18 protein-coding genes are annotated in these 24,182 nt (G+C 66.0%); 9 read left to right on the top strand and 9 right to left on the bottom strand.

Annotated features, from left to right (window positions below; all coding sequences use genetic code 11):
- Nucleotides 1-62 precede the first annotated feature (62 nt).
- The 8 genes from glnE (at nucleotide 63) to GKC70_RS01990 (ending at nucleotide 10,087) form a co-directional block, all read left to right on the top strand.
- A complete protein-coding gene (gene glnE / locus GKC70_RS01955; RefSeq protein WP_342650295.1) occupies nucleotides 63-2,993 on the top strand; it encodes a bifunctional [glutamate--ammonia ligase]-adenylyl-L-tyrosine phosphorylase/[glutamate--ammonia-ligase] adenylyltransferase in 2,931 nt (976 codons plus the stop codon).
- 136 nt (nucleotides 2,994-3,129) lie between these two features.
- Entirely contained in the window at nucleotides 3,130-4,179 is a 1,050-nt protein-coding gene (gene waaF / locus GKC70_RS01960) for a lipopolysaccharide heptosyltransferase II (RefSeq protein WP_342650296.1), read from the top strand.
- Complete coding sequence (waaC, locus tag GKC70_RS01965) at nucleotides 4,180-5,238, top strand: lipopolysaccharide heptosyltransferase I (RefSeq protein ID WP_342650297.1); 1,059 nt, start codon at nucleotides 4,180-4,182, stop codon at nucleotides 5,236-5,238.
- The gene (locus GKC70_RS01970; RefSeq protein WP_342650298.1) at nucleotides 5,238-6,359 is read left to right on the top strand and encodes a glycosyltransferase family 4 protein; all 1,122 of its coding nucleotides are present in this window, start codon (nucleotides 5,238-5,240) and stop codon (nucleotides 6,357-6,359) included. The genes waaC and GKC70_RS01970 overlap by 1 nt, the downstream gene beginning before the upstream one ends.
- Nucleotides 6,356-7,162, top strand: coding sequence for a lipopolysaccharide core heptose(I) kinase RfaP (rfaP, locus tag GKC70_RS01975; RefSeq protein WP_039581242.1), 807 nt, complete (start codon nucleotides 6,356-6,358; stop codon nucleotides 7,160-7,162). Before GKC70_RS01970 ends, rfaP begins: the two co-directional genes overlap by 4 nt.
- Nucleotides 7,162-7,896 carry a lipopolysaccharide kinase InaA family protein gene (locus GKC70_RS01980; RefSeq protein WP_342650299.1) on the top strand — a complete coding sequence of 245 codons (735 nt, stop codon included), beginning with the start codon at nucleotides 7,162-7,164 and terminating at the stop codon, nucleotides 7,894-7,896. The genes rfaP and GKC70_RS01980 overlap by 1 nt, the downstream gene beginning before the upstream one ends.
- Nucleotides 7,893-8,645 (top strand): lipopolysaccharide kinase InaA family protein, encoded by a 753-nt coding sequence (locus tag GKC70_RS01985; protein ID WP_342650300.1) that lies wholly within the window; start codon nucleotides 7,893-7,895, stop codon nucleotides 8,643-8,645. Before GKC70_RS01980 ends, GKC70_RS01985 begins: the two co-directional genes overlap by 4 nt.
- A complete protein-coding gene (locus GKC70_RS01990; protein ID WP_342650301.1) occupies nucleotides 8,645-10,087 on the top strand; it encodes a lipopolysaccharide kinase InaA family protein in 1,443 nt (480 codons plus the stop codon). Before GKC70_RS01985 ends, GKC70_RS01990 begins: the two co-directional genes overlap by 1 nt.
- Here the strand turns inward: GKC70_RS01990 and GKC70_RS01995 are convergent.
- From GKC70_RS01995 to GKC70_RS02030, 8 genes are all read right to left on the bottom strand, one after another.
- A complete protein-coding gene (locus GKC70_RS01995) occupies nucleotides 10,060-12,858 on the bottom strand; it encodes a DUF6543 domain-containing protein (protein WP_342650302.1) in 2,799 nt (932 codons plus the stop codon). The two genes, GKC70_RS01990 and GKC70_RS01995, sit on opposite strands and share 28 nt — an antisense overlap.
- A gap of 73 nt (nucleotides 12,859-12,931) precedes the next feature.
- Nucleotides 12,932-13,108: a hypothetical protein gene (locus GKC70_RS02000; RefSeq protein WP_342650303.1), complete on the bottom strand. Its 177-nt coding sequence runs from the start codon at nucleotides 13,106-13,108 to the stop codon at nucleotides 12,932-12,934.
- The gene (locus tag GKC70_RS02005) at nucleotides 13,105-14,217 is read right to left on the bottom strand and encodes a PepSY domain-containing protein (protein ID WP_342650304.1); all 1,113 of its coding nucleotides are present in this window, start codon (nucleotides 14,215-14,217) and stop codon (nucleotides 13,105-13,107) included. Before GKC70_RS02005 ends, GKC70_RS02000 begins: the two co-directional genes overlap by 4 nt.
- 63 nt (nucleotides 14,218-14,280) lie before the next feature.
- Complete coding sequence (locus GKC70_RS02010; RefSeq protein WP_342650305.1) at nucleotides 14,281-16,713, bottom strand: TonB-dependent siderophore receptor; 2,433 nt, start codon at nucleotides 16,711-16,713, stop codon at nucleotides 14,281-14,283.
- Between the two features lie 113 nt (nucleotides 16,714-16,826).
- Nucleotides 16,827-17,783, bottom strand: coding sequence for a FecR family protein (locus tag GKC70_RS02015; RefSeq protein ID WP_342650306.1), 957 nt, complete (start codon nucleotides 17,781-17,783; stop codon nucleotides 16,827-16,829).
- Nucleotides 17,780-18,298, bottom strand: a complete 519-nt coding sequence (locus GKC70_RS02020; RefSeq protein ID WP_342650307.1) for an RNA polymerase sigma factor — start codon at nucleotides 18,296-18,298, stop codon at nucleotides 17,780-17,782. Before GKC70_RS02020 ends, GKC70_RS02015 begins: the two co-directional genes overlap by 4 nt.
- 115 nt (nucleotides 18,299-18,413) lie before the next feature.
- Nucleotides 18,414-19,124: a 3'-5' exonuclease gene (locus GKC70_RS02025; RefSeq protein WP_342650308.1), complete on the bottom strand. Its 711-nt coding sequence runs from the start codon at nucleotides 19,122-19,124 to the stop codon at nucleotides 18,414-18,416.
- A complete protein-coding gene (locus GKC70_RS02030; protein ID WP_342650309.1) occupies nucleotides 19,121-21,058 on the bottom strand; it encodes a putative nucleotidyltransferase substrate binding domain-containing protein in 1,938 nt (645 codons plus the stop codon). Before GKC70_RS02030 ends, GKC70_RS02025 begins: the two co-directional genes overlap by 4 nt.
- A gap of 208 nt (nucleotides 21,059-21,266) precedes the next feature.
- Between GKC70_RS02030 and GKC70_RS02035 the strand changes: the two genes are divergently transcribed.
- Nucleotides 21,267-21,716 (top strand): response regulator, encoded by a 450-nt coding sequence (locus tag GKC70_RS02035; RefSeq protein WP_304485310.1) that lies wholly within the window; start codon nucleotides 21,267-21,269, stop codon nucleotides 21,714-21,716.
- A gap of 43 nt (nucleotides 21,717-21,759) precedes the next feature.
- Here GKC70_RS02035 and GKC70_RS02040 read toward each other — a convergent pair whose 3' ends face one another.
- Nucleotides 21,760-23,937 carry a malate synthase G gene (locus tag GKC70_RS02040; protein ID WP_342650310.1) on the bottom strand — a complete coding sequence of 726 codons (2,178 nt, stop codon included), beginning with the start codon at nucleotides 23,935-23,937 and terminating at the stop codon, nucleotides 21,760-21,762.
- Nucleotides 23,938-24,182: the final 245 nt, after the last annotated feature.

The following is a 24,182-nucleotide window of genomic DNA, read 5'->3' on the forward strand; positions in this document are numbered from 1 at the left end:
ACCGTGGCGCTTCTCCCCCTCCACCGCGACTACCCTCCTTTCACGCCGATCAAGGATAGACCATGCGCCTGCCTTTGCCGTCCGATCTGCCCGCCGCCTTGCAACCGCTGGTCGCCCGTAACCGCCAATTCCTGCGCGAGGCCCTGGCGGCACACCCCGACCTCGACCCTGCCGTCTTGAGCGATGCCCACTGGGCTCAGTTCGACCAGGTCGCTGCCGCCAGCGAGTTCGTGCTCGAGCAGGTGCAGCGCGAGCCGGGCATGCTGCTGGAGCTGGTCGCACGCGGTGAGTTGGCGCAGGGTTATGCCCCCGGACAATTACGCAGCCATATAAAGGCAGCGGCCGACGCGGCGCAGAGCGAAGACGAGCTGGCGCGCAACCTGCGCCGTGCGCGCAACCGCCAGCAGGTGCGGATCATCTGGCGCGACCTCAGCCGTCAGGCCGACCTCGGCGAGACCTGCCGCGACCTCTCGGACCTGGCCGACGCCTCGATCGACGAAGCCTACCAGTGGCTGTACCCGCGTCACTGCCAGCAGTTCGGCACGCCCATCGGCAGCCGCAGCGGCCAGCCCCAGCACATGGTGGTGCTGGGCATGGGCAAGCTGGGCGCGGTGGAGCTGAACCTGTCCTCGGACATCGACCTGATCTTCGCTTTCCCGGAAGGCGGCGAGACCGAGGGCGTCAAGCGGGCACTGGACAACCAGGCGTTCTTCACCCGCCTGGGCCAGCGGCTGATCAAGGCGCTGGACCCGGTCACCGTCGACGGCTTCGTGTTCCGTGTCGACATGCGCTTGCGCCCCTACGGCTCGGCCGGCGCCCTGGTGCTGTCGTTCAATGCCCTGGAGCAGTACTACCAGGACCAGGGGCGGGACTGGGAGCGCTACGCGATGATCAAGGCGCGGGTGGTGGCGGGCGATCAGCAGGCCGGCGCGCAGTTGCAGGACATGCTCCGGCCCTTCGTCTATCGCCGCTACCTGGACTTCTCCGCCATCGAGGCGCTGCGCACCATGAAGCAACTGATCCAGCAGGAGGTGCGGCGCAAGGGCATGGCCGACAACATCAAGCTCGGCGCGGGCGGCATCCGCGAGGTGGAGTTCATCGCCCAGGCGTTCCAGTTGATTCACGGCGGGCGTGACCTGAGCCTGCAGCAGCGCCCGTTGCTGAACGTTCTCGCCACCTTGGAAGGCCAGGGCTACCTGCCGCCGGCGGTGGTCAGCGAGCTGCGCGATGGCTACCGCTTCCTGCGCTATACCGAGCACGCCATCCAGGCCATCGCCGACCGGCAGACACAGATGCTGCCGGACGCCGAGCTGGACCGCGCTCGCATCGCCTATATGCTCGGCTTCGCCGACTGGGACGCCTTCCACGCGCAATTGATGCATTGGCGCGGTCGCGTCGACTGGCACTTCCGCCAAGTGATCGCCGACCCCGACGATGAAGAGGGTGAAGGCGAGCTGGTGGTCGGGGGTGAGTGGTCGCCGTTGTGGGAGCAGGCCCAGGACGAGGAGGCTGCCAGCCGGCAGCTCGAGGAGGCCGGTTTCAAGCAGGCCGGCGAAGCGTTGCGGCGCCTTTCGGTGCTGCGCACCAGTCCATCGCTGCGCTCGATGCAGCGCCTCGGTCGCGAGCGTCTGGATGCCTTCATCCCGCGCTTGCTGGCGCAGACCGTCGAGCACCAGGATCCGGACCTGGTGCTCGAGCGCGTGCTGCCGCTGGTCGAAGCGGTGGCGCGGCGTTCGGCCTACCTGGTGCTGCTCAGTGAGAACCCAGGGGCACTGCGCCGCCTGCTGACGCTGTGCGCGGCCAGTCCCTGGATCGCCGAGCAGATCGCCCGTTTCCCGCTGTTGCTCGACGAATTGCTCAACGAAGGGCGGCTGTTCAGTCCGCCGCTGGCGCCGGAGTTGGCCTCGGAGTTGCGTGAGCGTCTGACCCGCATTCCCGAGGACGACCTGGAGCAGCAAATGGAGGCGCTGCGGCATTTCAAGCTGGCCCACAGCCTGCGCGTAGCGGCCTCGGAAATCAGCGGCAACCTGCCGCTGATGAAGGTCAGCGACTACCTGACCTGGCTCGCCGAAGCCATTCTCGACCAAGTGCTGGCCCTGGCCTGGCGTCATACCGTGGCCCGCCACGGTCAACCCAAGCGCAGCGACGGCAGCCTGTGCGCGCCGAGCTTCATCATCGTCGGCTACGGCAAGGTCGGCGGTATCGAACTGGGGCACGGCTCGGACCTTGACCTGGTGTTCATCCACGACGGCGACGCCAATGCCGAGACCGACGGCGCCAAGCCCATCGACGGCGCGCAGTTCTTCACCCGCCTGGGCCAGCGCATCATTCATCTGCTGACCACCCAGACCAACTCCGGCCAGCTCTACGACGTTGACATGCGCCTGCGCCCCTCCGGTGCGTCGGGGTTGCTGGTCAGCTCGCTGGGGGCCTTCGAGCGCTACCAGCAGCAGGAAGCCTGGACCTGGGAGCACCAGGCCCTGGTGCGCGCCCGGGTGCTGGTGGGCTGCCCGCAGGTGGGCGCCGCCTTCGAACGCGTGCGCGCGGCGGTGCTGGGCAAGCCCCGCGAGCTGGACACGCTGCGCGCGCAGGTGAGCGAGATGCGCGCCAAGATGCGCGCCAGCCTGGGCAGCAAGGCGACGGTCGCCGGCACCGCCGACAACGCCTTCGAGCCGGGCCAGCCGTTCGATATCAAGCAGGATGCCGGTGGTATCGTGGACATCGAATTTATGGTGCAATACGCCGCTTTGGCCTGGTCCCACGAGCACCCGGCCCTGCTGCGCTGGACCGATAACATCCGCATTCTGGAAGAGCTCGAACAGGCCGGGTTGATGTCCGCCGCAGACGCCGTGCTGCTGCGCGAGGTGTACAAGACCTTCCGCTCGGCCTCGCACCGCCAGGCACTGCAGAAGCAGGCCGGGGTGATCGATGCCGGACAGTTCGTCGATGAGCGTCGCCAGGTGCGGCGGATCTGGAGCGAGCTGGGCCTGTAGCCGGGGCGCCCTGTCAGGCGCGAAGGTCCATGGCGCAGCACCGGTGATACACTGTCCGCCAAATAGCCTGAATATAAAGAGGGGAGGCCAGGTTGAAACGCAGCCTGCAGCCTCCCCGACTGTTTCTGGATAAAGCATGAGAATACTGATCATCGGACCCAGCTGGGTCGGCGACATGGTGATGGCACAGACCCTGTTCCAGTGCCTGCGCCAACGTCATCCCGAATGCGTGATCGACGTGCTGGCCCCCGAGTGGAGCCGGCCGATCCTCGAACGCATGCCCGAGGTGCGCCAGGCCTTGAGCTTCCCGCTCGGCCACGGTGCGCTCGAGCTGGCCACGCGGCGACGTATCGGCAAATCGCTGGCCGGCCAGTACGACCAGGCCATCCTGCTGCCCAATTCGCTGAAGTCGGCGCTGGTGCCGTGGTTCGCCGACATCCCCAAGCGCACCGGCTGGCGCGGCGAGATGCGCTACCTGCTGCTCAACGACGTGCGCAAGCTCGACAAAGCGCGCTACCCGTTGATGATCGAGCGCTTCATGGCCCTGGCCTTCGAGCCGGGCGCCGAATTGCCGCAACCCTATCCACGTCCGAGCTTGCGCATCGAAGCCGCCAGCCGAGAGGCTGCGCTGGCCAAGTTCGGCCTGCAGCTCGACCGTCCAGTGCTGGCACTGTGTCCGGGCGCCGAATTCGGCGAGGCCAAGCGCTGGCCGGTGGAGCACTATGCCGCCGTGGCCGAGGCGATGATTCGCCAGGGCTGGCAAGTGTGGTTGTTCGGCTCGAAGAACGATCACCCGGTCGGCGAGCAGATCCGCGAGCGCCTGATCCCAGGGCTGCGCGAAGAGTCGTGCAACCTGGCCGGCGACACCTCGCTGGCCGAGGCCATTGACCTGATGTCCTGCGCCGATGCCGTGGTGTCCAATGACTCCGGCCTGATGCACGTCGCCGCCGCCCTGAATCGCCCGCTGGTGGCGGTCTACGGCTCCACCTCGCCGGGCTTCACGCCGCCGCTGGCCGATCAGGTCGAAGTGGTGCGCACCGGCATCGAATGCAGCCCTTGTTTCGACCGTACCTGCCGCTTCGGGCACTACAACTGCCTGCGCCTGCTCGAGCCGCAGAAGGTCATCGCTGCCCTGCACGGGCTGGCCGCGCCGGGCCTGATCGATACCCGTGTCGAGGTCGACTAAGTGCGGGTACTGATCATCAAGACCTCGTCACTGGGCGACGTGATCCACACCTTGCCAGCCCTCACCGATGCGGCCCACGCCGTCCCCGGCATCCGCTTCGACTGGGTGGTGGAGGAGGGCTTCGCTGAGATTCCCAGCTGGCACCCGGCGGTGGACCAGGTTATCCCGGTGGCCATTCGGCGCTGGCGCAAGAACCTCTGGCAGACCCTCAAGAGCGGCGAATGGAAGGCTTTCAAGCAGCGCGTGCGCGAGCGCCGTTACGACCTGGTGATCGACGCCCAGGGGCTGGTCAAGTCGGCCTGGCTGACGCGTCTGATCAAGGCGCCGGTGGCTGGGCTCGATCGCTATTCGGCGCGCGAAGGCCTGGCCAGCCGATTCTACGACCGGCGTCTGTCTGTGGCCGTGGGTCAGCATGCGGTGGAGCGTGTGCGCCAACTGTTCGCCCTGGCCCTGGCCTATGACCTGCCCGAGGGGCTCGGCCAGTACGGCCTGGACCTCAAACGCCTGCAACTGCCGCCCACCGCCCCCTATGTGGTGTTTCTGCATGGCACCACCTGGGCCACCAAACACTGGCCTGAGGCCTACTGGCGTGAGCTGGCCGAGCGCATGGGGCGGCGTCGCATGAAGGTGGTACTGCCCTGGGGCAACGCCGCCGAACAGGCGCGCGCCGAGCGCATCGCCCAGGGCTTGGAGCACTGCCAGGTACTGCCCAAGTTGAACCTGGCAGGCGTGGCCCGCATTCTGGCGGCGGCCAAGGCCTGCGTCGCGGTGGACACCGGCCTCGGCCACCTGGCCGCCGCGCTGGATGTGCCGACCATCTCCCTGTTCGGCCCGACCAACCCTGGCCTGACCGGCGCCTACGGACGCGCGCAAATCCATCAGGCCAGCGACTTCCCCTGCGCCCCCTGCCTGCAGAAGAAGTGCACCTACAAACCGAGCGCCGAGGACCTGCGCCGGTTCGATCTCAAACGCGAGTGGCCGTTGTGCTTCACTCGCCTGAATCCCGAGCATGTGGCGAGCCGCTTGAGCGCGCTGCTGCTGGCTGAGGATGTTCGTTGATGCAACTGGCTTTCGTGCTTTACAAATATTTCCCCTTCGGTGGCCTGCAGCGCGACTTCATGCGCATCGCCCTGGAGTGCCAGCAGCGTGGCCACCAGATCCGTGTCTACACGCTGATCTGGGAAGGTGATGTGCCACCGGGCTTCGACGTGCGGGTGGCGCCGGTCAAGGCGCTGTCCAATCACCGGCGCAACGAGAAGCTCAGTGCCTGGATGGCCGAGGACCTGGCCAGAGAGCCGGTCGACCGGCTGATCGGTTTCAACAAGATGCCGGGGCTGGACGTGTACTACGCCGCCGACGGCTGCTTCGAAGACAAGGCCCAGACCCTGCGCGGCGGCCTGTACCGGCGCTGGGGCCGCTACCGGCACTTCGCCGAGTACGAGCGCGCGGTGTTCGACCCGCACGCCAACACGGAAATCCTGATGATCTCCGAAGTGCAGCAGCCGCTGTTCATCAAGCACTACGGCACGCCCCTCGAGCGTTTCCATCTGCTGCCGCCAGGTATTTCCCAGGACCGCCGGGCGCCGGCCAACGCAGCAGACATCCGCGCGGCGTTTCGCCAGGAATTCGGCCTGGGCGAGGACGACCTGCTGCTGGTGCAGATCGGTTCGGGCTTCAAGACCAAGGGCGTGGACCGCAGCCTCAAGGCCCTGGCCGCGCTGCCGGCGAACCTGCGCAAGCGCGCTCGGCTGATGGTCATCGGCCAGGACGACCCCAAGGTGTTCCAGTTGCAGAGCGCTACCCTTGGCCTGGGCGATCAGGTGCAGTTCCTCAAAGGGCGCAGCGACATTCCGCGCTTCCTGCTCGGTGCCGACCTGCTGATCCATCCGGCCTACAACGAGAACACCGGCACGGTGCTGCTCGAAGCGCTGGTGGCTGGCCTGCCGGTGTTGGTCTCGCAGGTGTGCGGTTATGCCCATTACATCGCCGAGGCCGACAGCGGCCTGGTGCTCGACGAGCCGTTCGAGCAGCCGCAGCTCGACGCCTACCTGCAGCGCATGCTCGACGACCCTCAGGCGCGTGCCGACTGGGCGCGCAATGGCCTGGCCTTCGCCGCCACGGCCGACCTGTACAGCATGCCGCAGCACGCCGCCGACGTGATTCTCCAGGAGCGCGCATGAAACTGATGCTGGCCGAACCGTTCAAGCGCCTGTGGGCCGGGCGCGATCCCTTCGAGGCCGTCGAGGCCTTGCAGGGCGAGGTATACCGCGAACTGGAAGGGCGTCGGACCCTGCGCACCGAGGTGGCCGGCGCGGGCTACTTCGTGAAGATTCACCGCGGCATCGGCTGGGGCGAGATCTTCAAGAACCTGTTCAGCGCCAAGCTGCCGGTGCTGGGTGCCGGCCAGGAATGGCGAGCCATCGAACGCCTGCATCAAGCCGGGGTGCCGACCATGACCGCGGTGGCCTATGGCGAGCGCGGCGCCAATCCTGCGACCCAACATTCGTTCATCGTCACCGAAGAACTGGCGCCTACCGTCAGCCTGGAAGACTTCAGCCTCGACTGGCGCCGTCAGCCGCCGCCACCGGCGCTCAAGCGCGCCCTCATCGCCGAAGTGGCGAAGATGACCGGCACCATGCACCGCGCCGGGGTCAACCACCGCGACTGCTACATCTGCCACTTCCTGCTGCACACCGACCGCCCGGTGACGGCGCAAGACTTCAAACTGTCGGTCATCGACCTGCACCGCGCACAGACCCGCGCCACAATCACCCGTCGCTGGCGCAACAAGGACCTGGCCGCCCTGTACTTTTCGGCACTGGACATCGGCCTGACGCGTCGCGACAAACTGCGCTTTCTCAAAGGCTACTTCCAGCGCCCGCTGCGCCAGGTGCTGGCCGAGGAAGCCGCGTTGCTCGCCTGGCTGGAGCGCAAGGCGCGCAAACTCTACGACCGCAAGCAACGCTATGGGGATGCGCTCTGATGGCGAGTTGGACACTGGCGCCGGACTACGCGTGGCTGGCCGCCGACTTCGGCAGCCTCGAGGCGGTGTTCGCCTTGGAAGGCGAACGCCTGACCCGCGACCCGCTCAGCGAGGTCATCCGCGTCGAGCGCGAGGGCGTCAACTATTACGTCAAGCGCTACACTGGGGCCGGCAAGCACATGCGCCGCTTCTTCGGACGGCCTCGTATCAAGGCCGAATGGCAGAACCTCAAACAGTTCGCCAAGTGGGGCATTCCCACCGCTGAAGTGGTGGCCTGGGGGCTGGAGCGCAACGGCCTGTCATTCGGTCGTGGAGCGATGATTACCCGCGAGCTACCGCGCACTGAGGACCTGTCGGCACTGGCCGATCGCAATGATCCGCGCCTGGCCGATCGTGCCTGGGTCGATCACGTCAGTCGCCAACTGGCCCGTCACACCCGGGTGATGCATGACCATCACTTCGCTCACAACGACCTGAAGTGGCGCAATCTGCTGGTGGACGACCAGGCGACGGTGTTCTTCATCGACTGCCCGACCGGTGACTTCTGGCGCGGGTTCATGCTGCGTCATCGACTGATCAAGGACCTGGCCTGCCTGGATAAGGTGGCCAAATATCACCTGTCCGCGACCCAGCGTCTGCGTTTCTACCTGCAGTACCGCGGGCACACCCGACTCAACGCGCGCGATAAGCGGCGTGTCCGTCAGGTGGTGAGCTTTTTCGAGGGAAGGGAATGACCGATTACCTGGCCAGCGCCGAAGCGGCGCTGCTGCAACGCCATGGCCTCGACGATTTCGAGGCGCTGTGGGCGCTGCAACTGGAGGCCGTTGACGAGCCCAACACCGGGCGCGGCGGTTGGAGCAGCGTGTTTCGCCTGGAACTCGAGGGCAAGGGCTATTACCTCAAGCGCCAGAGCGACTACCTCACCCACACCCTGCACCGGCCGTTGGGCGAGCCCACCTTCGCTCGCGAATTTCGCAATATCCAGCGCTATCAGGCGCTCGGCATCCCGGCTTTGCAGGCGGTGTTCTACGGTGAGCGCAAGCAAGGTGGCCAGCATCGGGCGATCCTGATGACCCGTGCGCTGGACGAGTGGCGCGACCTGGACAGCCTGCTGCTGCAATGGCCGCAGCTCGATCCCGCGCAACGCCAGGGCATTCTCGGTGCCTGTGGCGAACTGGCGCGTACGCTGCACGGCGCCCGTCAGGTGCATGGCTGTTTCTACCCCAAGCACATTTTCCTGCGCGAGCGCCGGGAAGGTTGGCAGGCGCAATTGATCGACCTGGAAAAAACTCGGCCGCTGCTGCTCGGTCGCCGTGACCGGCTCAAGGACCTGGAGCCGCTGCTGCGTCGTGCGCCGGTATGGAGCGAGGCGGACTTGCGCCATCTGCTCGCGGTCTACCTGACGCAGCCGGCCGCGAGCCCGTCGGTGGCCGGCTGGTTGCAGCGTCTGAGCAAACGCCGTCGTGAAAAAGAGGCCCGTTGATGCGCCTGTCCGAATTGAAGAGCGCCGGGCGCAGCCCGAGCCTACCCTTGAACGTGGTCCTCGAGGATGCCGCTGGCAGTGCCGAACTGCAGCTGTTCAGCCTGCTGCGCGTGCTGCCCGGCCAGCGTTACGTTGGCGCCGGCCTGTGGCGCGGTACGCCGGTGCTGGCCAAGTTGCTGGTGGGCGGCAACGCCGCGCGACACTTCCAACGCGAACTGAACGGCGTGCGCCTACTGGCCGCCCAGGGCCTGGTCACACCGCGCCTGCTGGCTGATGGCCTGAAAGACGGCGAAGGCGGCTGGCTGCTGTTCGAGTTCCTGGAGCACGCCGAAAGCCTGGGTGCTGCCTGGGCCAAGGTCGAGCACCTGCCGATGCTTGCCGATGAGCAACATGCCGTACTCGGCGAAGCGTTGACGGCGGTGGCGCAGATGCACGCCAACGGCCTGTGGCAGGAAGACCTGCACCTGGACAACCTGCTGCGCCACGACGGTCGCCTGTACCTGATCGACGGCGCCGGGATCAAGGCCGAGACGCCGGGCCAGCAGTTGTCGCGTCAGCGCGTGCTGGAAAACCTCGGGGTGTTCTTCGCTCAGTTGCCCAAGCGCTTGCAGCCGTTCATCGAAGAAGCCCTGGTGCATTACCTGCTGGCCAACGCCGAGCATGCGCTGCCGCTGGAGGCACTGCAAAAGCAGATCGACAAAGTGCGCACCTGGCGCCTGAAGGATTACCTGGACAAGGCCGGGCGCGACTGCAGCCTGTTCAGCGTGCAGCGCAGCCTGTCAGGGCTACAGGCGATTCGCCGCGAGGCAGTCGCAGCCCTTGCCCCGGCGCTGGCGCAAGCCGATGCGCTGATCGACCAGGGCCACTTGTACAAGACCGGCGGCGCAGCCAGCGTCGCGCGCGTGGACGTCGGCGGCCGTACCCTGGTGCTCAAGCGCTACAACATCAAGAACACCGCCCACTGGTTCAAGCGTTTCTGGCGCCCGAGCCGGGCCTGGCATTCCTGGATCGAAGGCAATCGCCTGACCTTCCTCGACATCCCCACGCCGCGCCCGCTGGCGGTGCTCGAACGGCGCGTGATGGGGTTGCGCAGCATAGCCTACCTGATTACCGAATACGCCGATGGCCCTGACTTGAGCGCCTGTTTCGCGCCCTTCGTCGAGAGCGGCGAGGCGCCCGAAGAACAGGTACAGGCGCTGATCGAGCTGATGCAGCGGCTGATCGCCGAGCGCATCAGCCATGGCGATTTCAAAGGCCACAACCTGTTCTGGCAGGACGGCCAGTGGTCGCTGATCGACCTCGACGCCATGACCCAGCACGCCACCCAGCTCAGTTTCGCCCCGGCCTTCGCCCGCGACCGCGCGCGGCTGCTGCGCAACTGGCCGACCCGCAGCGCGCTGTATCAGCGGCTGGATCAACGTCTGCCAAGGCTTACCGAGTAGGCGGGCGGCAGCGCCAGCCAGTCGCTGCTGCGCCCGGCCTGGCGCACGCGAATGCGCCATTGCCGGTCTTTCCAGCGCAGGATCGCCCAGGGCTTCACCGCAGCGCCCGGCTCGCTGCGCATCAGCAGGTGATAGTGGTCGCTTAGCAGATGAGCCCGTAACGGCAAGGCGTGCTTGCCGGCCAGTAGGTAAAGCCTGTCGCCTGCGCGGTGCAGGCCTACGGCCGACGCTTCGCGCAGGCCGCTGGGCACTTCGGCGAGGCGACAGTCGTCGAGCAGTGCTTGCAGATCCGGCAAACCGTCGTACCACAACACCGGCGAGTCCACGACCCATTCGCCATCCTCGCGGCGCTTGATGGGCACCTTGGTGTAGGCGTCGGGCTGACGCGGGTCGAGCACCCGCCAGCGGTAACCGTCGAAGGCGACCTGATAGGTGCGGCCGGCCGAGTCCTTGACGAAATAGAAGGTCATTCCCGGATAGGCTGAGGCCTGTTCGTAGATACCTTCTTTGTGGACACCGTCAACCCGATAACGCAGCTTGCTGGTGTCGACTTTCAGGGCCAGTGCGGGCGGCAGCCTCAGCGGTGGCGTCGGGGGCATGCCGCGGATCGCACGGCGAACCACGGTCGAGCCGCCGATGCTGTTGATGGCGTCGTTGACATGGGTGAAGGCTTCGACGAAGTGCTTAAGCGCGCTGACACGGTCGTCCTCGCGGTAGGCTTTGGCCATGTCGAATACCGAGAGTGCCGCGCGTGCGAACGACAGGGGAGTCAGGGCGCGGTTGGGTAGCACCAGGCTGATCAGGTCGAGCGTGACCCACAGCACATGCAGGCTGAACTCGCCCAGCAGTTCCAGTTTGGTATGGGTACTGGCATCCACCATTGCCAGTGCTGCATGCACTTCGGCCCGGTAGCGTGCCTGCTGGAAATCACCGACGATCTCCGGCGTGTTCACGCGATGTCCGAGTCGCCCGTTGAGTACCGCGCGTTCAATGGCCGCGGAGTCGGCCAAGGGAAGTCGCTCCTTGAGGTAATCGCGCAACGCCGGCTTTTCACGCAGCGTGCGCAGCAAATGCCGGGCATTGCGGTATTCGCGCCAGGCGCGGCGATCCGGGGCGTCTGGGGTGTACACCACGAAGCGCTGCAGGCCGGTGATCTCGGGTGTGATCAGAAGCACGCCCATTACCGTGTGGTTGTCGATCATCCATTGGCGCACTTTCATTCGATGACCCAGCGCGCTGCGTTGAGCGCTGGCGGGATGATCGATGACGGTGCGACTCCAGGCGTAACCGCGCTCGAACGGATCCTCCAGGTAGTGGCCGGCATAGCGCGCCTTGGCCGCCTCGGCCTGCATGCGTGCCTGGTTGATGGCGACATGGCGCTCCTGCCGCCACTGTCCGGCTGGCGAGTCCAGCAGGTGCAGACGCAGGTACTGGCTGTAGCTTTCGCCCACGTTCAACTCGCGCACCAGTTGCTTGACCTGCCCGGCAGTAATCTCGGGGATGGAGCTGCCGTCCTTGCGATGAACGCGTGCCGTCAGCCAATAGTCTACGTCGAGCCAGGCGACGTTGAGCGCGGCCAGCTCGTCGAGGCGGTAGGTGCGTGGCACCAGTTCGATGGTATCGCCCACCTGCGGCCTGCTGGCGGCGGGAATGTAGCCGCTGGTCAGGCCTGGATGCATGACGGGGCCGCGTTGTCGCGCCAAGGTCACGCTCACATGAATCTCCAACGGATCGACATCGAATTGGTACTGATGGCGCAATCGGTCGCGTAGTTGCTGGCATGTCCAGGTGCTCAGGGCGTTCTGATCGAGGAATTGTTCGTGGCTGAGGATGCCCGGTGCCGCCGCCCGGTCGATGGCGATCACCAACTCCTGCAAGGTCTGCATGATGTGGGTCAGGGCCTGGGGCGAGGCATTCTTCAGCCAGGCGGGTGAGTTGCGCTCCAGCAGCAGGCCGTAGCGTGTCTGCAGTGCCGACTGACTGCCGGCCCAGGGCAGCAGGTCGACCGTCTGTTGCAGTCGGCTCGCCAACTGCGCGTGGTCGAGCGGATCGCGCTGGGCGAGTTCTTCCCACACCTGGGTCAACCGTGTGCGTTGCCCGTCGATCAGGACCTGTGCCTGGGCCAGCACCAGATCCTCGCTGAACCATTCGTAGCGCAGACGCTCGGCATTGAGCGCCAGATCCCGGTCGCGGTCGCTGGCCATATGCCGCATCAGTGGCTGGCTCTGTTGCGGATCGTCCAGCCGCTCGCACAGCTCGGCATGCAGTTCTGCCAGGCCATCGAACGCCTCGATGCCATGGGACAGGCTGCACAGCAGCGCGTACTCGCTGGGTTGTTGCGGATCGGGCATGCGGCCCTCGGGGCCTCCCTCGACGATGACGAAAGCACCGGGCAGGTAGCTGCGCCAACTGGGCGTGCCGATGTCCAGCACGGGCCGGTACACCTGCGGACGCGCCGCGCGGCCCAGGTGCTGACGCTGCCAGGGCAACGGCAGACGTATGCAGGTTTCCATCAGTTCAGCGTGGTTCGAGCCCAAGGTGTGATCGCCGACGCGCAGCGTGATCTGCGCCAGCATCTGTTCACGTAGCACGGCCGTCATTCTCGCCTGGCGGGTCTGGCCGGTGACGTCCGTGTCGAGCCAGTACTGGGCCAGGTCCGCAAAGTAACGTTGGCGCGCACTCAGCCAGGGCAGTTGAGCGTCGGGGCTGGGTGGCGAGGCGAGCAGGTCGCTTAATTGCTGATCGAAGGCGATGAACTGCTGAAGACTCATGAGCGGCGCTCCGTGGTGGGGGAGCATGCGAGCCTGGCGCGCCTTGCTGCGGCGCGCGCGTTAGTCGGTTACCTCACTTGGCGCACAACCCGCGCGTTGCCAGGAATACCGGTACGCCCAAACCCACCCAGGCGAGCGCGTCCCAGGCCCCGTCGCCCAGCAGTGCGGCAAACAGCCCGGCGCCGCCGAGCACGGCGATGACCAGCGGCCAGGCGAAAATGCGTCGCGTGCTTTGCGATCTGTGACTCATGCTGGCACCTCCCGCCGTTTGCGCTGCTTGCCCCACCACAGGTACAGGCCACTGAGCAGCACGACGATGGTCAGCAGGTCCAGCGCCGCCCAGAGGATCTGCATCGGTCGTCCGCCGTAGTCGCCGAAGTGTAGCGGTTGCGACAGGCCCATGGCGTCCATGTACCAGGGACGCTCGCCGACGGCTGTCACTTGCAGCGTGCGGGCATCGATCAGCACTGGGGTGAACAGGTGCGAGGTGAGGGGCGTGGCGCCGTTCATGAACACCGCGTAGTGGTGCTCGCTGGAGAAGCGTGTGCCGGGAAAGGCGATGAAGTCCGGGCGCATGCCCGGCGCGGCTTGCTGGGCGATGCTCAGTAGCTGCGTGGCCGGGGCGCGTTCGGTCAACGGCGCGGCCTCGCGATAGGGCGCGACCATCGCGGCCAGGCTGTCGTTGCGCCAGGCGGCGATGACCAGGTCGGACAGGGCGCTGATCACGCCGGTCACGCCCACCACCAGCGCCCAGGTCAGGGTGACGATGCCAATCAGGTTGTGCAGGTCGATCCAGCGTACCCGCGACGACTTGTCGGTGCGCACCGAGGCGAAGCGCAGGCGGCGCATGAACGGCGCATAGAGCACGGTGCCGGAAACGAGGGCGACGATGAACAGCAGGCCCATGAAGGCCAGCAGCAGCTTGCCGGGCAGGCCGGCGAACATATCCGCATGCAAGCGCAGCAGCACCATCATCAGGCCGCCATTGGCCGCCGGCATGGCCACCGCCTCGCCCGTGCGCGCGTCGAGCATGAAGGTGTGCGATGAGTTGGGATCGCTGCCCGCCGTGGCGGCAGTGATCGCCACCACGCCGTCGGGGGTGTCCTCATCGAAACCGAAATACTGCATCACCTCGCCGGGCCGATGCTGCTCGGCCTTGAGCACCAGTTGTTGCAGGTCCAGGTGAGGCGTACCGGACGGCAGTTCGCGCAGCACGGGCGCGTCGCCGAGCAGGTGTTCGAGTTCGTGGTGGAAGATCAGCGGCAGGCCGGTCAGGGCCAGCAGCAGCAGGAACAGCGTGCAGACCAGGCTGCTCCAGGTATGGATCGCCGACCAGCGGCGCAGGGTTTGGCTTTTCATTTCAGGTCCCGCAGGGGTCTTGGGCCGCGCCCTCGCGCAGCGGGTTTGCGAGGGCGCAGTCGGTCAGAACTGGTACTTGGCGCTGACCACCACGCTGCGTGGGTCACCGTAGTAGCAGTAGTAGCTGTCGCAAGTGGACAGGTAGTTCTTGTCCAGCAGGTTGGTGGCGTTGACCGCCACCGAGGCGCCGTTGAGGCTGTTGTCCAGGCGGCCGAGGTCGTAGTGCACGGCGGCATCGAACACGGTATAGGCCTTGGCCTTGCCCAGGTAGGTGTTGGCCTGGTCGCCATAGGTGTTGCCGGTGTAGCGCGCCCCGGCGCCGACGCCGAAGCCGTCGAGCACACCGCTGTGCCAGGTGTAGTCGGTCCACAGCGAGGCTTGCTGGTTGGGCATCAGTTGCAGGCGGTTGCCTTTGTAGAGGCCGTTCTGCACCTCGGATTTGGCCAGGGTGTAGGCGGCGATCACCTTGAGGTTCTCGGTCACCTCGGAGGTGGCCTCCAGTTCCAGGCCGCGGACTTTTACTTCGCCGGTCTGGCTGGTGACGGTGACGTTGCCTACGTTGTTGGTGACGGCCACATTCTTTTGGGTCAAGTCATAGACCGCTGCGCTCAGCAGTGTGTTGGAGCCTGGTGGCTGATACTTGATGCCCAGCTCCCATTGCTGACCTTCGGTGGGCTTGAGGCCGTTGGTGGGCGATACATCAGCCTTGCTGCTGGGTTGGAATGACTCGGCGTAGGACAGATAAGGCACGAATCCTGAGTCGAAGACATAGCTGATGGCGGCGTTGCCGCTGAATTTCTTGTCGCGCTGGGTGTTGGTGGCGTCGCCTTGATTGCGGAACTGCGTCCCGGTGTGCACCCAGTCTTCGCGCCCACCGAGGGTCAGGCGCCAGTTGTCGAGCGCCATCTGGTCCTGAACGTAGAGACCGGTCTGGCGGGTCTTCTGGTCGTAGTCGTAGAACGCGGTGGATCGGTCCGGGCGCTCGATGGGCAAGCCATAGACCGGACGGTTGACGTTGATCGCCGGTGCGCGACCGAAGATGGCCAAGTAGTTGTTGTTCATGCGCTGGTGGTCCAGGCCGACCAGCAGGGTATGACGGATGTTGCCGGTGTCGAAGTCGCCCTGGAAGTTGTTGTCGACGGCGAATTGGCTGATGTCTTCATCGACATTGGTGGTGCCGCGACCCGTATTGCCCTGATTGTCCACCACCATGCCGAACCCAGGGTTGTAGCTGTTGACGGTCACCGTCTGGAAGGACAGGTCCGACTTGGTGTAGCGCAGGTTCTGACGGAACTGCCAGACATCGTTGATGCGATGCTCGAAGGCATAGCCCAGTGCGTAGTAGGTGCGGTCGTAGAAGTCGTAGTTGGGATCGCCCAGGTTCTTGTGCCGTGAAACCTTGCCGAACGGCATGTCGATCTTGGTGCCCTGGATCGGGTAGAACTGGCTGGTGACCCCGGTATCGTCCCGCGTGAACTGGCTCAACAAGGTCAGCGAGGTGTCTTCGTCGATATGCCAGGTCAGGCTCGGGGCGATGTTGTAGCGTTTGTCGTCGATATGGTCGATGGCCGTGCCGCCATCGCGCACCACGCCGCTGACGCCGTAGAGCAGGCGGCCGTCGTCGTCGATCTTGCCGGTGCTGGCGAAGTTGATCTGGCGATGGTTGTCGCTGCCGTACTGCACTTCGATTTCGTGCAGGCTTTCGGCTTGCGGGCGACGACTGACGATGTCCAGCAGCCCGCCTGGCGGGGTCTGGCCGTACACCGACGACGCTGGACCGCGTAGCAGGGCCAGGCGGTCAAGGTTCCAGGTTTCCGGTTTCGGGTTGGCATACACCCCGCGCGGCAGCGGCAGGCCATCGAGGAACTGGGTCGGCTCGAAGCCGCGCACGCGCATCCAGTCGTAGCGGGTGTCGCTGCCGAAGCTGGAGGAGACGATGCCGGGCATGTACTTCACCGCGTCATCCAGGCTGTGAACGCCGCGGTCGCTCATCTGTTGCCGGGTGGCCACCGAGATCGAGCGGGGGGCTTCCACCAGTGCGGTGTCGGTTTTGCTGCCGGCTGCGGTGCGCTTGGCCAGGTAACCGTCGACCGGGCCCCACGCGCTCTCGCTGTCGCCGCTGGCATTCACGGTGGTTTCCGGTAGCGCCACGCTGCCCTGCGGCACACTCACCAGGCTGTAGCTGCCGGCGCTGCCCAGTTGCAGTTGCAGGCCGGTACCGCGCAGGGCGGCCTGCAAGGCCCCAACACCGTTGAAGCTGCCTTTGACCGGCGCCGAGGTGCGGCCGCTGGCCAGGCTCGGGTCCAGGGCAAGGGCGATGCCGGCTTCGCTGGCAATGCGGTTGAGCGTCGCGGCCAAGGGGCCGCTGGGCACATCATAAGTGCGTACGGCGGCCTGTTCGGCAGCGAACGCCACCGGACCGAACACAGGGGTGGCAAGGCCGATGGCTAGGGCCATGAGGCTGGGACGCAGGTAAGATTCGACAGCGCGGGACATGCAGTGGCTCCTCGACGGATAAGTGCTGACTGCTTCCTTGCCGAGCGAACGATGAAAAGTGACAGGGCTGTCTGAAAATTTTTGGGTGGCTACAGACGGCGGGGGGCGAAGATTCACTTGGCCTCGACCGTCACCCACCACGGCGTGCGCCGTTCGATCTTCACCGGCAACGCCGGTACCAGCGAGGCCAGCGCCAGGTCGGTGTCGGTCAAGGGGAAGCTGCCGCTGACCCGCAGTTGCGCGACCTTGCCGGACACGCCCAGGTGGCCGCTGCGGTAGCGGCTCAGCTCGGCCACCAGGTCGCCCAGGCGCACGTTGTCCACCACCAGCATGCCGCGCGTCCAGGCATCGGCGCCGGGCTGGACCGGGCCGATCAACCCCAGCCCCTGGGCATTCATCAGCACCTGCTGGCCTTCGTCCAACACCTGTTCGTTGCCTTGATCACGCGGTTGCGCCGCGACCCGGGCCTGCAGCACTTCCAGCCGCGTCCCGGCGGTCTCGCGCTTGACCAAAAAGCGCGTGCCCAGCGGACGCAGGCGGCCGTCGTCGGTGCGCACCCAGAGCGGGCGCGGGTCGTCGTGACCGGTTTCGACCGAAATCTCGCCCTGGTGCAGCACGATCACCCGCTGTTCGCCGGCAAAGTCGATGTCCACCGCCGTGTGGGTGTCCAGGCTGAGCAACGTGCCGTCTTCCAGGCGCAGGGTACGCAGTTCCCCGGTGCCGGTGCGCTGGTCGGCCAGCCAGTAACTGGGCGCCAGCGAGGGTGCTGCGCTCCAGGCCAGCAGCCCGCCGAGCAGCAGCATGCCGGCCAGCCCGCCGCCAAGCTTGCCGACCCGTTGGCGCAGGCGCGCACGCGATTGCAGCAGGGCATGGCGCGCCGGACCGGTCGCCGCGCCGACGCGCCGATCGAGCAGGCCCAATTGAAACCAGGCGCGGGCATGTTCGTCGCTGGCGGCCTGCCAACGTTTGAAGGCGTCGCGCTCATCGGCCGTGCCATCGCCGCCTTCCAGGCACAGCTTCCAGGCGATGGCGGCTTCCAGCACCTTGGCCGAGACCGGCAGGTTGTTCATGTCGGCGCTCCGTACAGCGCCACGTAGCATTGGCGCAGGCCTTGGGCGATGTACTGGCGCACCCGCGAGACCGAGACGCCCAGGCGCTCGGCGATCTCGGCGTGGCCCAGGCCGTCCAGGCGGTTGTACAGAAACGCCGCGCGCGCCTTGCTTGACAGCTTGCCCAGCAGCCGGTCGATGGCCTTGAGGTCTTCGAGGATCAGGTGCTGCACTTCCGGGGAGGGGTGTTCGGCGGCGGGCAGCAGCGCCAGTTCGGCGAGGTAGGCCTGCTCCAGTGCGGCGCGGCGGAAGTGGTCGAACAGCAAACCCTTGGCCACGGCGACGAGGAACGCGCGCGGCTCGCGTGGCGCGCTCAACTGCTCGCGCCCCAGCAGGCGCACGAAGGTGTCCTGGCTCAGGTCTTCGGCGCGCTGGCGGCAGGCGGTGCTGCGCTGCAGCCAGGCCATCAGCCAGCCGCGATGGTCGCGGTACAGGCTGCCGACCAGCTCGGCATGTGGGCTGTGCACGGACGACAAGGGCGTTCCCCGAAAAGAATGCGTTAAATAACGATAATGATTCGCGATTGTCGCAGAGCTGTACCGGGGGATGCAATTGACGCTTGTCAGAATGCTCGACGTTGCTCCGCGGCTTTTATAGACCGTGCGGTTGCAGCGCGCGCCGCCGCCATTGGCGCAGCCGCTGCTCCAGTTGCAGGGGGCTATCCAGTTGCTGGCGCCGCGCCTGGCTGAACAGGATCAGCGCCAGCTCGGCGGTCACCTGGGCGTCGGCGCTGGCGTGGTGACGCGCCTGCACCTCGAGGCCGAAGCGTGCCACCCAGTCGTCCAGCCCCGCTTCGCGCAGCACCGTGTCGGGGTTGAGCATGGGCGCCAGTTCGGCGACATCGATGAACACCTGTTGCAGGCGGTAACCGAGGGTGTCCTTGAGTGCCCGGCCGAGCATGCCTTGGTCGAATGGGGCATGGAAGGCCAGCACCGGGCTGTCGCCGATGAACTCCAGCAACTCGACCAGCGCCTGGGCAGGATCGCTGCCGGCAGCCAGGGCGCTGGGGCCCAGGCCGTGGATCAGCACGCTGGCGTTGGTCTTCTGCTCTGGCCGACGCAGGGTGCGCTCGAATTGCCCACCCAGAGCGATGGCGCCGTCCTCGATGGCCACCGCGCCGATCGACAGCACCTGGTCGCGTTGCAGGTTCAGGCCGCTGGTCTCCAGGTCCAGCACCACCCAGCGCTGCTCGCGCAGCGAGCACACACCGAGCGCGGCTGGACGTGGCAGGCTGGCCAGGCGCTGTTGCAGATCGACGTCGAGCGTCGGCGTGCGCGGGCGCAGCCAGGCGAACAGTTTCACAGTTGATACCGCTGGGCCAGACTGCTTTGCAGGCGCTGAGCCTGGCGCAGCGATTCGCGCAGGATGCGCCGGTCCAGGTGATTGAGGCTGTCCGGGTCGAGGCGATTGGAGTAGGGCTGGTTGTCGCGGCTCTGGCGCTGGTGCTGCTGCATGCGGGTCTGCTGGATGAAGTGATAGGCCTCCTCGAAGGCGGCGCCGTCGAGGGCGTCAATGACCCCCTTGGCCACCAGTTGGCGCAGGCGTTCCAAGGTGTTGTTGGCGGCGACGCCGTTGGCCAGGGCCAGCAGCCGCGCACCGTCGACGAAGGGGGTGAGGCCCTGGACCTTGAGGTCGAGGGTGGCGGTCTTGTCGTTGCCCTGCCGGGTCAGCACGAAGTCGCGCAGGCGCCCCACGGGCGGGCGCTGGCGCAGGGCGTTGTCGGCCATCATGCGCTGGAAGATGCGGTTGTCCGCGACCTGCGCCAGGATGCTCTGGCGCAACTGTTCGCAGCCCTGCTCGTCGCCCCACACCACGCGCAGGTCGAAATAGATGCTCGAACCCAGCAGGTTCTCCGGGCTGGCCTCGCGGATGAAACCGGCGAAACGTTGTGCCCATTCGGCGCGCGACAGGCACAGCTCGGGATTGCCGGCCATGACGTTGCCTTTGCACAGGCTGAAGCCGCACTGGGCCAGATCCTGATTGATGCTGTTCGCCAACGGCAGCAGGCGCGCGCGCAACGCTTCGGCCTCGGCGGCGTCTGCGGCATCGAAGAGGATGCCGTTGTCCTGGTCGGTGTGCAGGGTCTGTTCGCGGCGGCCTTCGCTGCCAAAGCACAACCAACTGAAGGCGATCCCCGGATCGCCGTGTTCGGCCAGGGCCAGTTCGATCACCCGGCACACGGTGTGGTCGTTGAGCAGGGTGATGATCTGGGTGATCTGCGTCGAGGACGCGCCGTGGGCGAGCATGCGCTCGACCAGTTGGCCGATTTCCCCACGCAGGGCCACCAGCGCTTCCAGCCGTGGCGCGTGGCGGATAGTGCGCGCCAGGTGCACCAGGTCGACGCGCTGCAGGGAAAACAGGTCGCGCTCGGAGACCACGCCGCACAGCCGCCCGTTGTCCACCAGGCAGATGTGGGCGATGTGCCGCTCGGTCATCGCCAGGGCGCCATCGAAGGCGCTGGCCTGTGGCGCGAGGAAGAAGGGCGCGGCGGTCATGTGGCGCTGGATCGGCGCATCCAGCTCTGCGCTGGCGTCGGCGATCACCTGGCGCAGGTCGCGCAGGGTGAAGATGCCGATGGGGAAACGCTGCGTATTGACGATCACGATGCTGCCCACCTGCTGCTCGTGCATCAGGCGCACGGCATCGCGCAGCGGCATGTCCGGCGGGCACACCACCGGGTGACGCATGGCCAGTTCGCCCAGTGGCGTATTCAGCGAGTACTGGGTGCCGAGGGTGTGCACCGCGCGCTGGCGCACCTGCTGGTTGACCTGATCGAGCAGGCTGCTGACCCCGCGCAGGGCGAAGTCGCGGAACACGTCGGACAGCGAGAACACGCGGATGAACGCGGCTTTGTTCAGTTGCAGGCAGAAGGTGTCTTCGCCGGCCAGGTGCTCGGTGCGCGTGGCCCGTTCGCCGAGCAACGCGGCCAGGGGGAAGCACTCGCCGGTGGCGATCTCGAAGGTGGTTTCCACGCCGGGGCCGGTGACGTGCTGGCGCTCGCCCATCACCCGGCCCTGCTTGACGATGTAGAAGTGCTCCACGGGGCCGTCGGCGGGCTTGATGATGCTCTCGCCGCTGGCATAGAAGCGCAGTTGGCACTGCTCTACCAAGTACGACAGGTGACCCTGTTCCATCTGGTTGAAGGGCGCAAAGCGCTGCAGGAATTGCAACGTGCCTTGAACGTTCTGCAGGACGGCTGTCCTGCCGGCCTGGGTGAAGGCGTCCTTTTTGCTCATGGGCTGACCGTCTGCCTTATGCCGAACTATATATATCTATCTATAGGGGCGGCTTTGTTGTTGTCGAACCCCATGGTCGGCCGAGCGTCGGGGGATGCCCATTGGACGTAAGTCTAGCGGGCGAGGGCTCCGTCAAGGTTCCGACGAAAGGAAGGCCGTTACGACGGTTTCGACGGTCTTAACAACACTGCGGGATTTTTTTGACGAGATGGCCATGGCTGAGCATGACGACATATTGAGTGACGCCGAGCGCGAGGCCCTGGCCGTGGTGAGTGCGCCGACCCCACCCAGGCCGGTGGTGCTGGTGGTGGACGACAATCCGGTGAACAGCGAGGCGTTGAGCCTGTACCTGAAAAGCCGCGGTATCGACTGCATGACGGCCGACGGTGCCGAAGAAGCGCTGTTCAAGCTGCATTACGAGCCGCGCATCGCGCTGATGATCACCGACCTGCGCATGCTGCCGGTGGACGGACTGGAGCTGATCCGCAAGGTGCGCGAGTCGGACCGTGCGGAAGTGTCGATCATCGTGGTGTCGGGCGACACCGACGTGAAGGAAGCGGTGGATGTGATGCACCTGGGCGTGCTGGACTTCCTGCTCAAGCCGGTCGACCTGGGCAAGCTGCTGGAATTGGTGAAGACGGAGTTGCGGCTTGATTAGTCCGGCCCCGCGCGCGCAGTGAGCGCGGCGGGGCCGGAACGGCTTACAGCCCGTTGCGGGCCTTGAACTCGCGACGACGACGATGCAGCACTGGCTCGGTGTAGCCGTTGGGCTGTTTGGCCCCTTCGATCACCAGTTCCACGGCGGCCTGGAACGCGATGTTGTCATCGAAGTTCGGCGCCATCGGGCGATACTGCGCATCGCCGGCGTTCTGCCGGTCGACCACCGCTGCCATACGCTTGAGGCTTTCCAGCACCTGCTCCTGGGTTACCACGCCATGGCGCAGCCAGTTGGCCAGCAACTGCGCGGAGATGCGCAGCGTGGCGCGGTCTTCCATCAAGCCGACGTTATTGATGTCCGGCACTTTGGAGCAGCCCACGCCGTGGTCGATCCAGCGCACCACATAGCCGAGGATGCCCTGGGCGTTGTTGTCCAGTTCGTTGCGGATCTCCTCGTCCGACCAGTTGCGGTCGGTCGCCAGCGGGATGCTCAGGATGTCGTCCACCGACGCCGGGGTACGGCTGGCCAGCTCGCGCTGACGTGCCTGCACATCGACCTTGTGGTAGTGCAGGGCATGCAGCGTGGCAGCGGTCGGCGACGGCACCCAGGCAGTGTTGGCGCCGGACATCGGGTGCGCGATCTTCTGTTCGAGCATCGCCGCCATCAGGTCCGGCATGGCCCACATGCCCTTGCCGATCTGCGCACGGCCCTGCAGGCCGGTGGCCAGGCCCACGTCGACGTTGTTGTTCTCGTAGGCACCGATCCATTTCTCGCTCTTCATGGCACCTTTGCGCACCATGGCGCCGGCCTCCATCGAGGTGTGGATCTCGTCGCCGGTGCGGTCGAGGAAGCCGGTGTTGATGAACGCCACGCGTTCGGCGGCAGCCTGGATACAGGCCTTGAGGTTGACCGTGGTACGGCGCTCCTCGTCCATGATGCCGACTTTCACGGTGTTGCGCGGCATGCCCAGCAGGTCTTCGACGCGGCTGAAGATTTCAGCGGCGAACGCCACTTCTTCGGGGCCGTGCATCTTCGGCTTGACGATGTACACACTGCCCGAACGGGTGTTGCGGCGGCTGGTGTTGCCGTTGAGGTTGTGCAGGGCGATCAGGTTGGTGAACAGGCCGTCCTGGATACCTTCGGGCACCTCGTGGCCTTGGGCGTCGAGGATCGCCGGGTTGGTCATCAGGTGACCGACGTTACGCACGAACAGCAGCGAGCGGCCGTGCAGGGTGACCGTGCCGCCGTTCGGCGCGCTGTATTCGCGGTCAGGGTTCATGGTGCGGGTGAAGGTCTTGCCGCCTTTGCTCACGCTTTCGGCCAGGTCGCCCTTCATCAGGCCCAGCCAGTTGCGGTAGACGATGACCTTGTCGTCGGCGTCCACCGCCGCGACCGAGTCTTCGCAGTCCATGATGGTGGTCAGCGCCGACTCCATGAGGATGTCCTTGACCCCGGCGGCATCGGTGCTGCCGACCGGCGTGTTGGCGTCGACCTGGATCTCGAAGTGCAGGCCGTTGTGCTTGAGCAGCACGGCTGTCGGCGCGCTGGCCTGGCCCTGGAAGCCGATCAGTTGCGCGTCGTCGCGCAGGCCGCTGTTGCTGCCGCCCTTCAGCGCCACGACCAGCTTGCCGGCGTCGATGCGGTAGGCGGTGGCGTCGACGTGCGAGCCGGCTGCCAGGGGCGCGGCCTCGTCGAGGAAGGCGCGGCCGAAGGCGATGACCTTGTCGCCGCGCACCTTGTTGTAGCCCTGGCCCTTTTCCGCGCCGCCGTCTTCGCTGATGGCGTCGGTGCCGTACAGCGCGTCATACAGCGAGCCCCAGCGGGCGTTGGCGGCGTTCAGGGCGAAGCGGGCATTCATCACCGGCACCACCAACTGCGGACCGGCCATCTGGGCGATCTCTTCGTCGACGTTTTGCGTGGTGGCCTGGAAGTCGTCTGCTGCGGGGAGCAGATAACCGATTTCCTCGAGGAATGCCTTGTAGGCCGCGGCGTCGTGGGCCTGACCCTGGCGTGCCTGGTGCCAGGCATCGATCTTGGCTTGCAGCGCGTCGCGCTTGGCGAGCAGGGCTTTGTTCTTTGGAGCGAGGTCGTTGATGATCTTCTCTGCACCGCTCCAGAACTGCTCGGCGACGATGCCGGTCCCCGCCAGGGCTTCGTCGTTGACGAAGTCGTAGAGAACCTTGGCGACCTGAAGGCCACCGACTTGAACGTATCCAGTCATTGCTTGCCTCACTCTGCTCAGCTGTTTCGCTCTTCTGTATTGAGCCTGTAGCGCTTCTCCCAACACGCGAAGTGTCCGGCCTGCCAGCGGGCTGGAGGACGGGTCGCATGGTGTCACAGGCGCCTCGGCAGACCCCCGGACGACGTTTTGTAGTCTGCGCTGGCGAATACTACATGATGCGCCAGACGCGTGAACATCAGACTAAAAGCGTCGTCCCGCGACCGCTCGGTCGCTTGGGGTCACGC

This window comes from Pseudomonas sp. REB1044 (genome assembly GCF_038813925.1).
Taxonomy (GTDB): domain Bacteria; phylum Pseudomonadota; class Gammaproteobacteria; order Pseudomonadales; family Pseudomonadaceae; genus Aquipseudomonas; species Aquipseudomonas boreofloridensis.

Bases quoted from the DNA above. Each gene is read 5' to 3' on its own strand.
- GKC70_RS02015 (WP_342650306.1), bottom strand. From the start codon at position 17,783: ATGAACAACCTGCCGGTCTCGGCCAAGGTGCTGGAAGCCGCCATCGCC.
- GKC70_RS01970 (WP_342650298.1), top strand. From the start codon at position 5,238: ATGCAACTGGCTTTCGTGCTTTACAAATATTTCCCCTTCGGTGGCCTG.
- GKC70_RS02000 (WP_342650303.1), bottom strand. From the start codon at position 13,108: ATGAGTCACAGATCGCAAAGCACGCGACGCATTTTCGCCTGGCCGCTG.
- GKC70_RS01980 (WP_342650299.1), top strand. From the start codon at position 7,162: ATGGCGAGTTGGACACTGGCGCCGGACTACGCGTGGCTGGCCGCCGAC.
- GKC70_RS02010 (WP_342650305.1), bottom strand. From the start codon at position 16,713: ATGTCCCGCGCTGTCGAATCTTACCTGCGTCCCAGCCTCATGGCCCTA.
- GKC70_RS02030 (WP_342650309.1), bottom strand. From the start codon at position 21,058: ATGAGCAAAAAGGACGCCTTCACCCAGGCCGGCAGGACAGCCGTCCTG.
- GKC70_RS01990 (WP_342650301.1), top strand. From the start codon at position 8,645: ATGCGCCTGTCCGAATTGAAGAGCGCCGGGCGCAGCCCGAGCCTACCC.
- waaF (WP_342650296.1), top strand. From the start codon at position 3,130: ATGAGAATACTGATCATCGGACCCAGCTGGGTCGGCGACATGGTGATG.
- GKC70_RS02040 (WP_342650310.1), bottom strand. From the start codon at position 23,937: ATGACTGGATACGTTCAAGTCGGTGGCCTTCAGGTCGCCAAGGTTCTC.
- glnE (WP_342650295.1), top strand. From the start codon at position 63: ATGCGCCTGCCTTTGCCGTCCGATCTGCCCGCCGCCTTGCAACCGCTG.
- GKC70_RS01985 (WP_342650300.1), top strand. From the start codon at position 7,893: ATGACCGATTACCTGGCCAGCGCCGAAGCGGCGCTGCTGCAACGCCAT.
- GKC70_RS02005 (WP_342650304.1), bottom strand. From the start codon at position 14,217: ATGAAAAGCCAAACCCTGCGCCGCTGGTCGGCGATCCATACCTGGAGC.
- rfaP (WP_039581242.1), top strand. From the start codon at position 6,356: ATGAAACTGATGCTGGCCGAACCGTTCAAGCGCCTGTGGGCCGGGCGC.
- GKC70_RS02035 (WP_304485310.1), top strand. From the start codon at position 21,267: ATGGCCATGGCTGAGCATGACGACATATTGAGTGACGCCGAGCGCGAG.
- GKC70_RS01995 (WP_342650302.1), bottom strand. From the start codon at position 12,858: ATGAGTCTTCAGCAGTTCATCGCCTTCGATCAGCAATTAAGCGACCTG.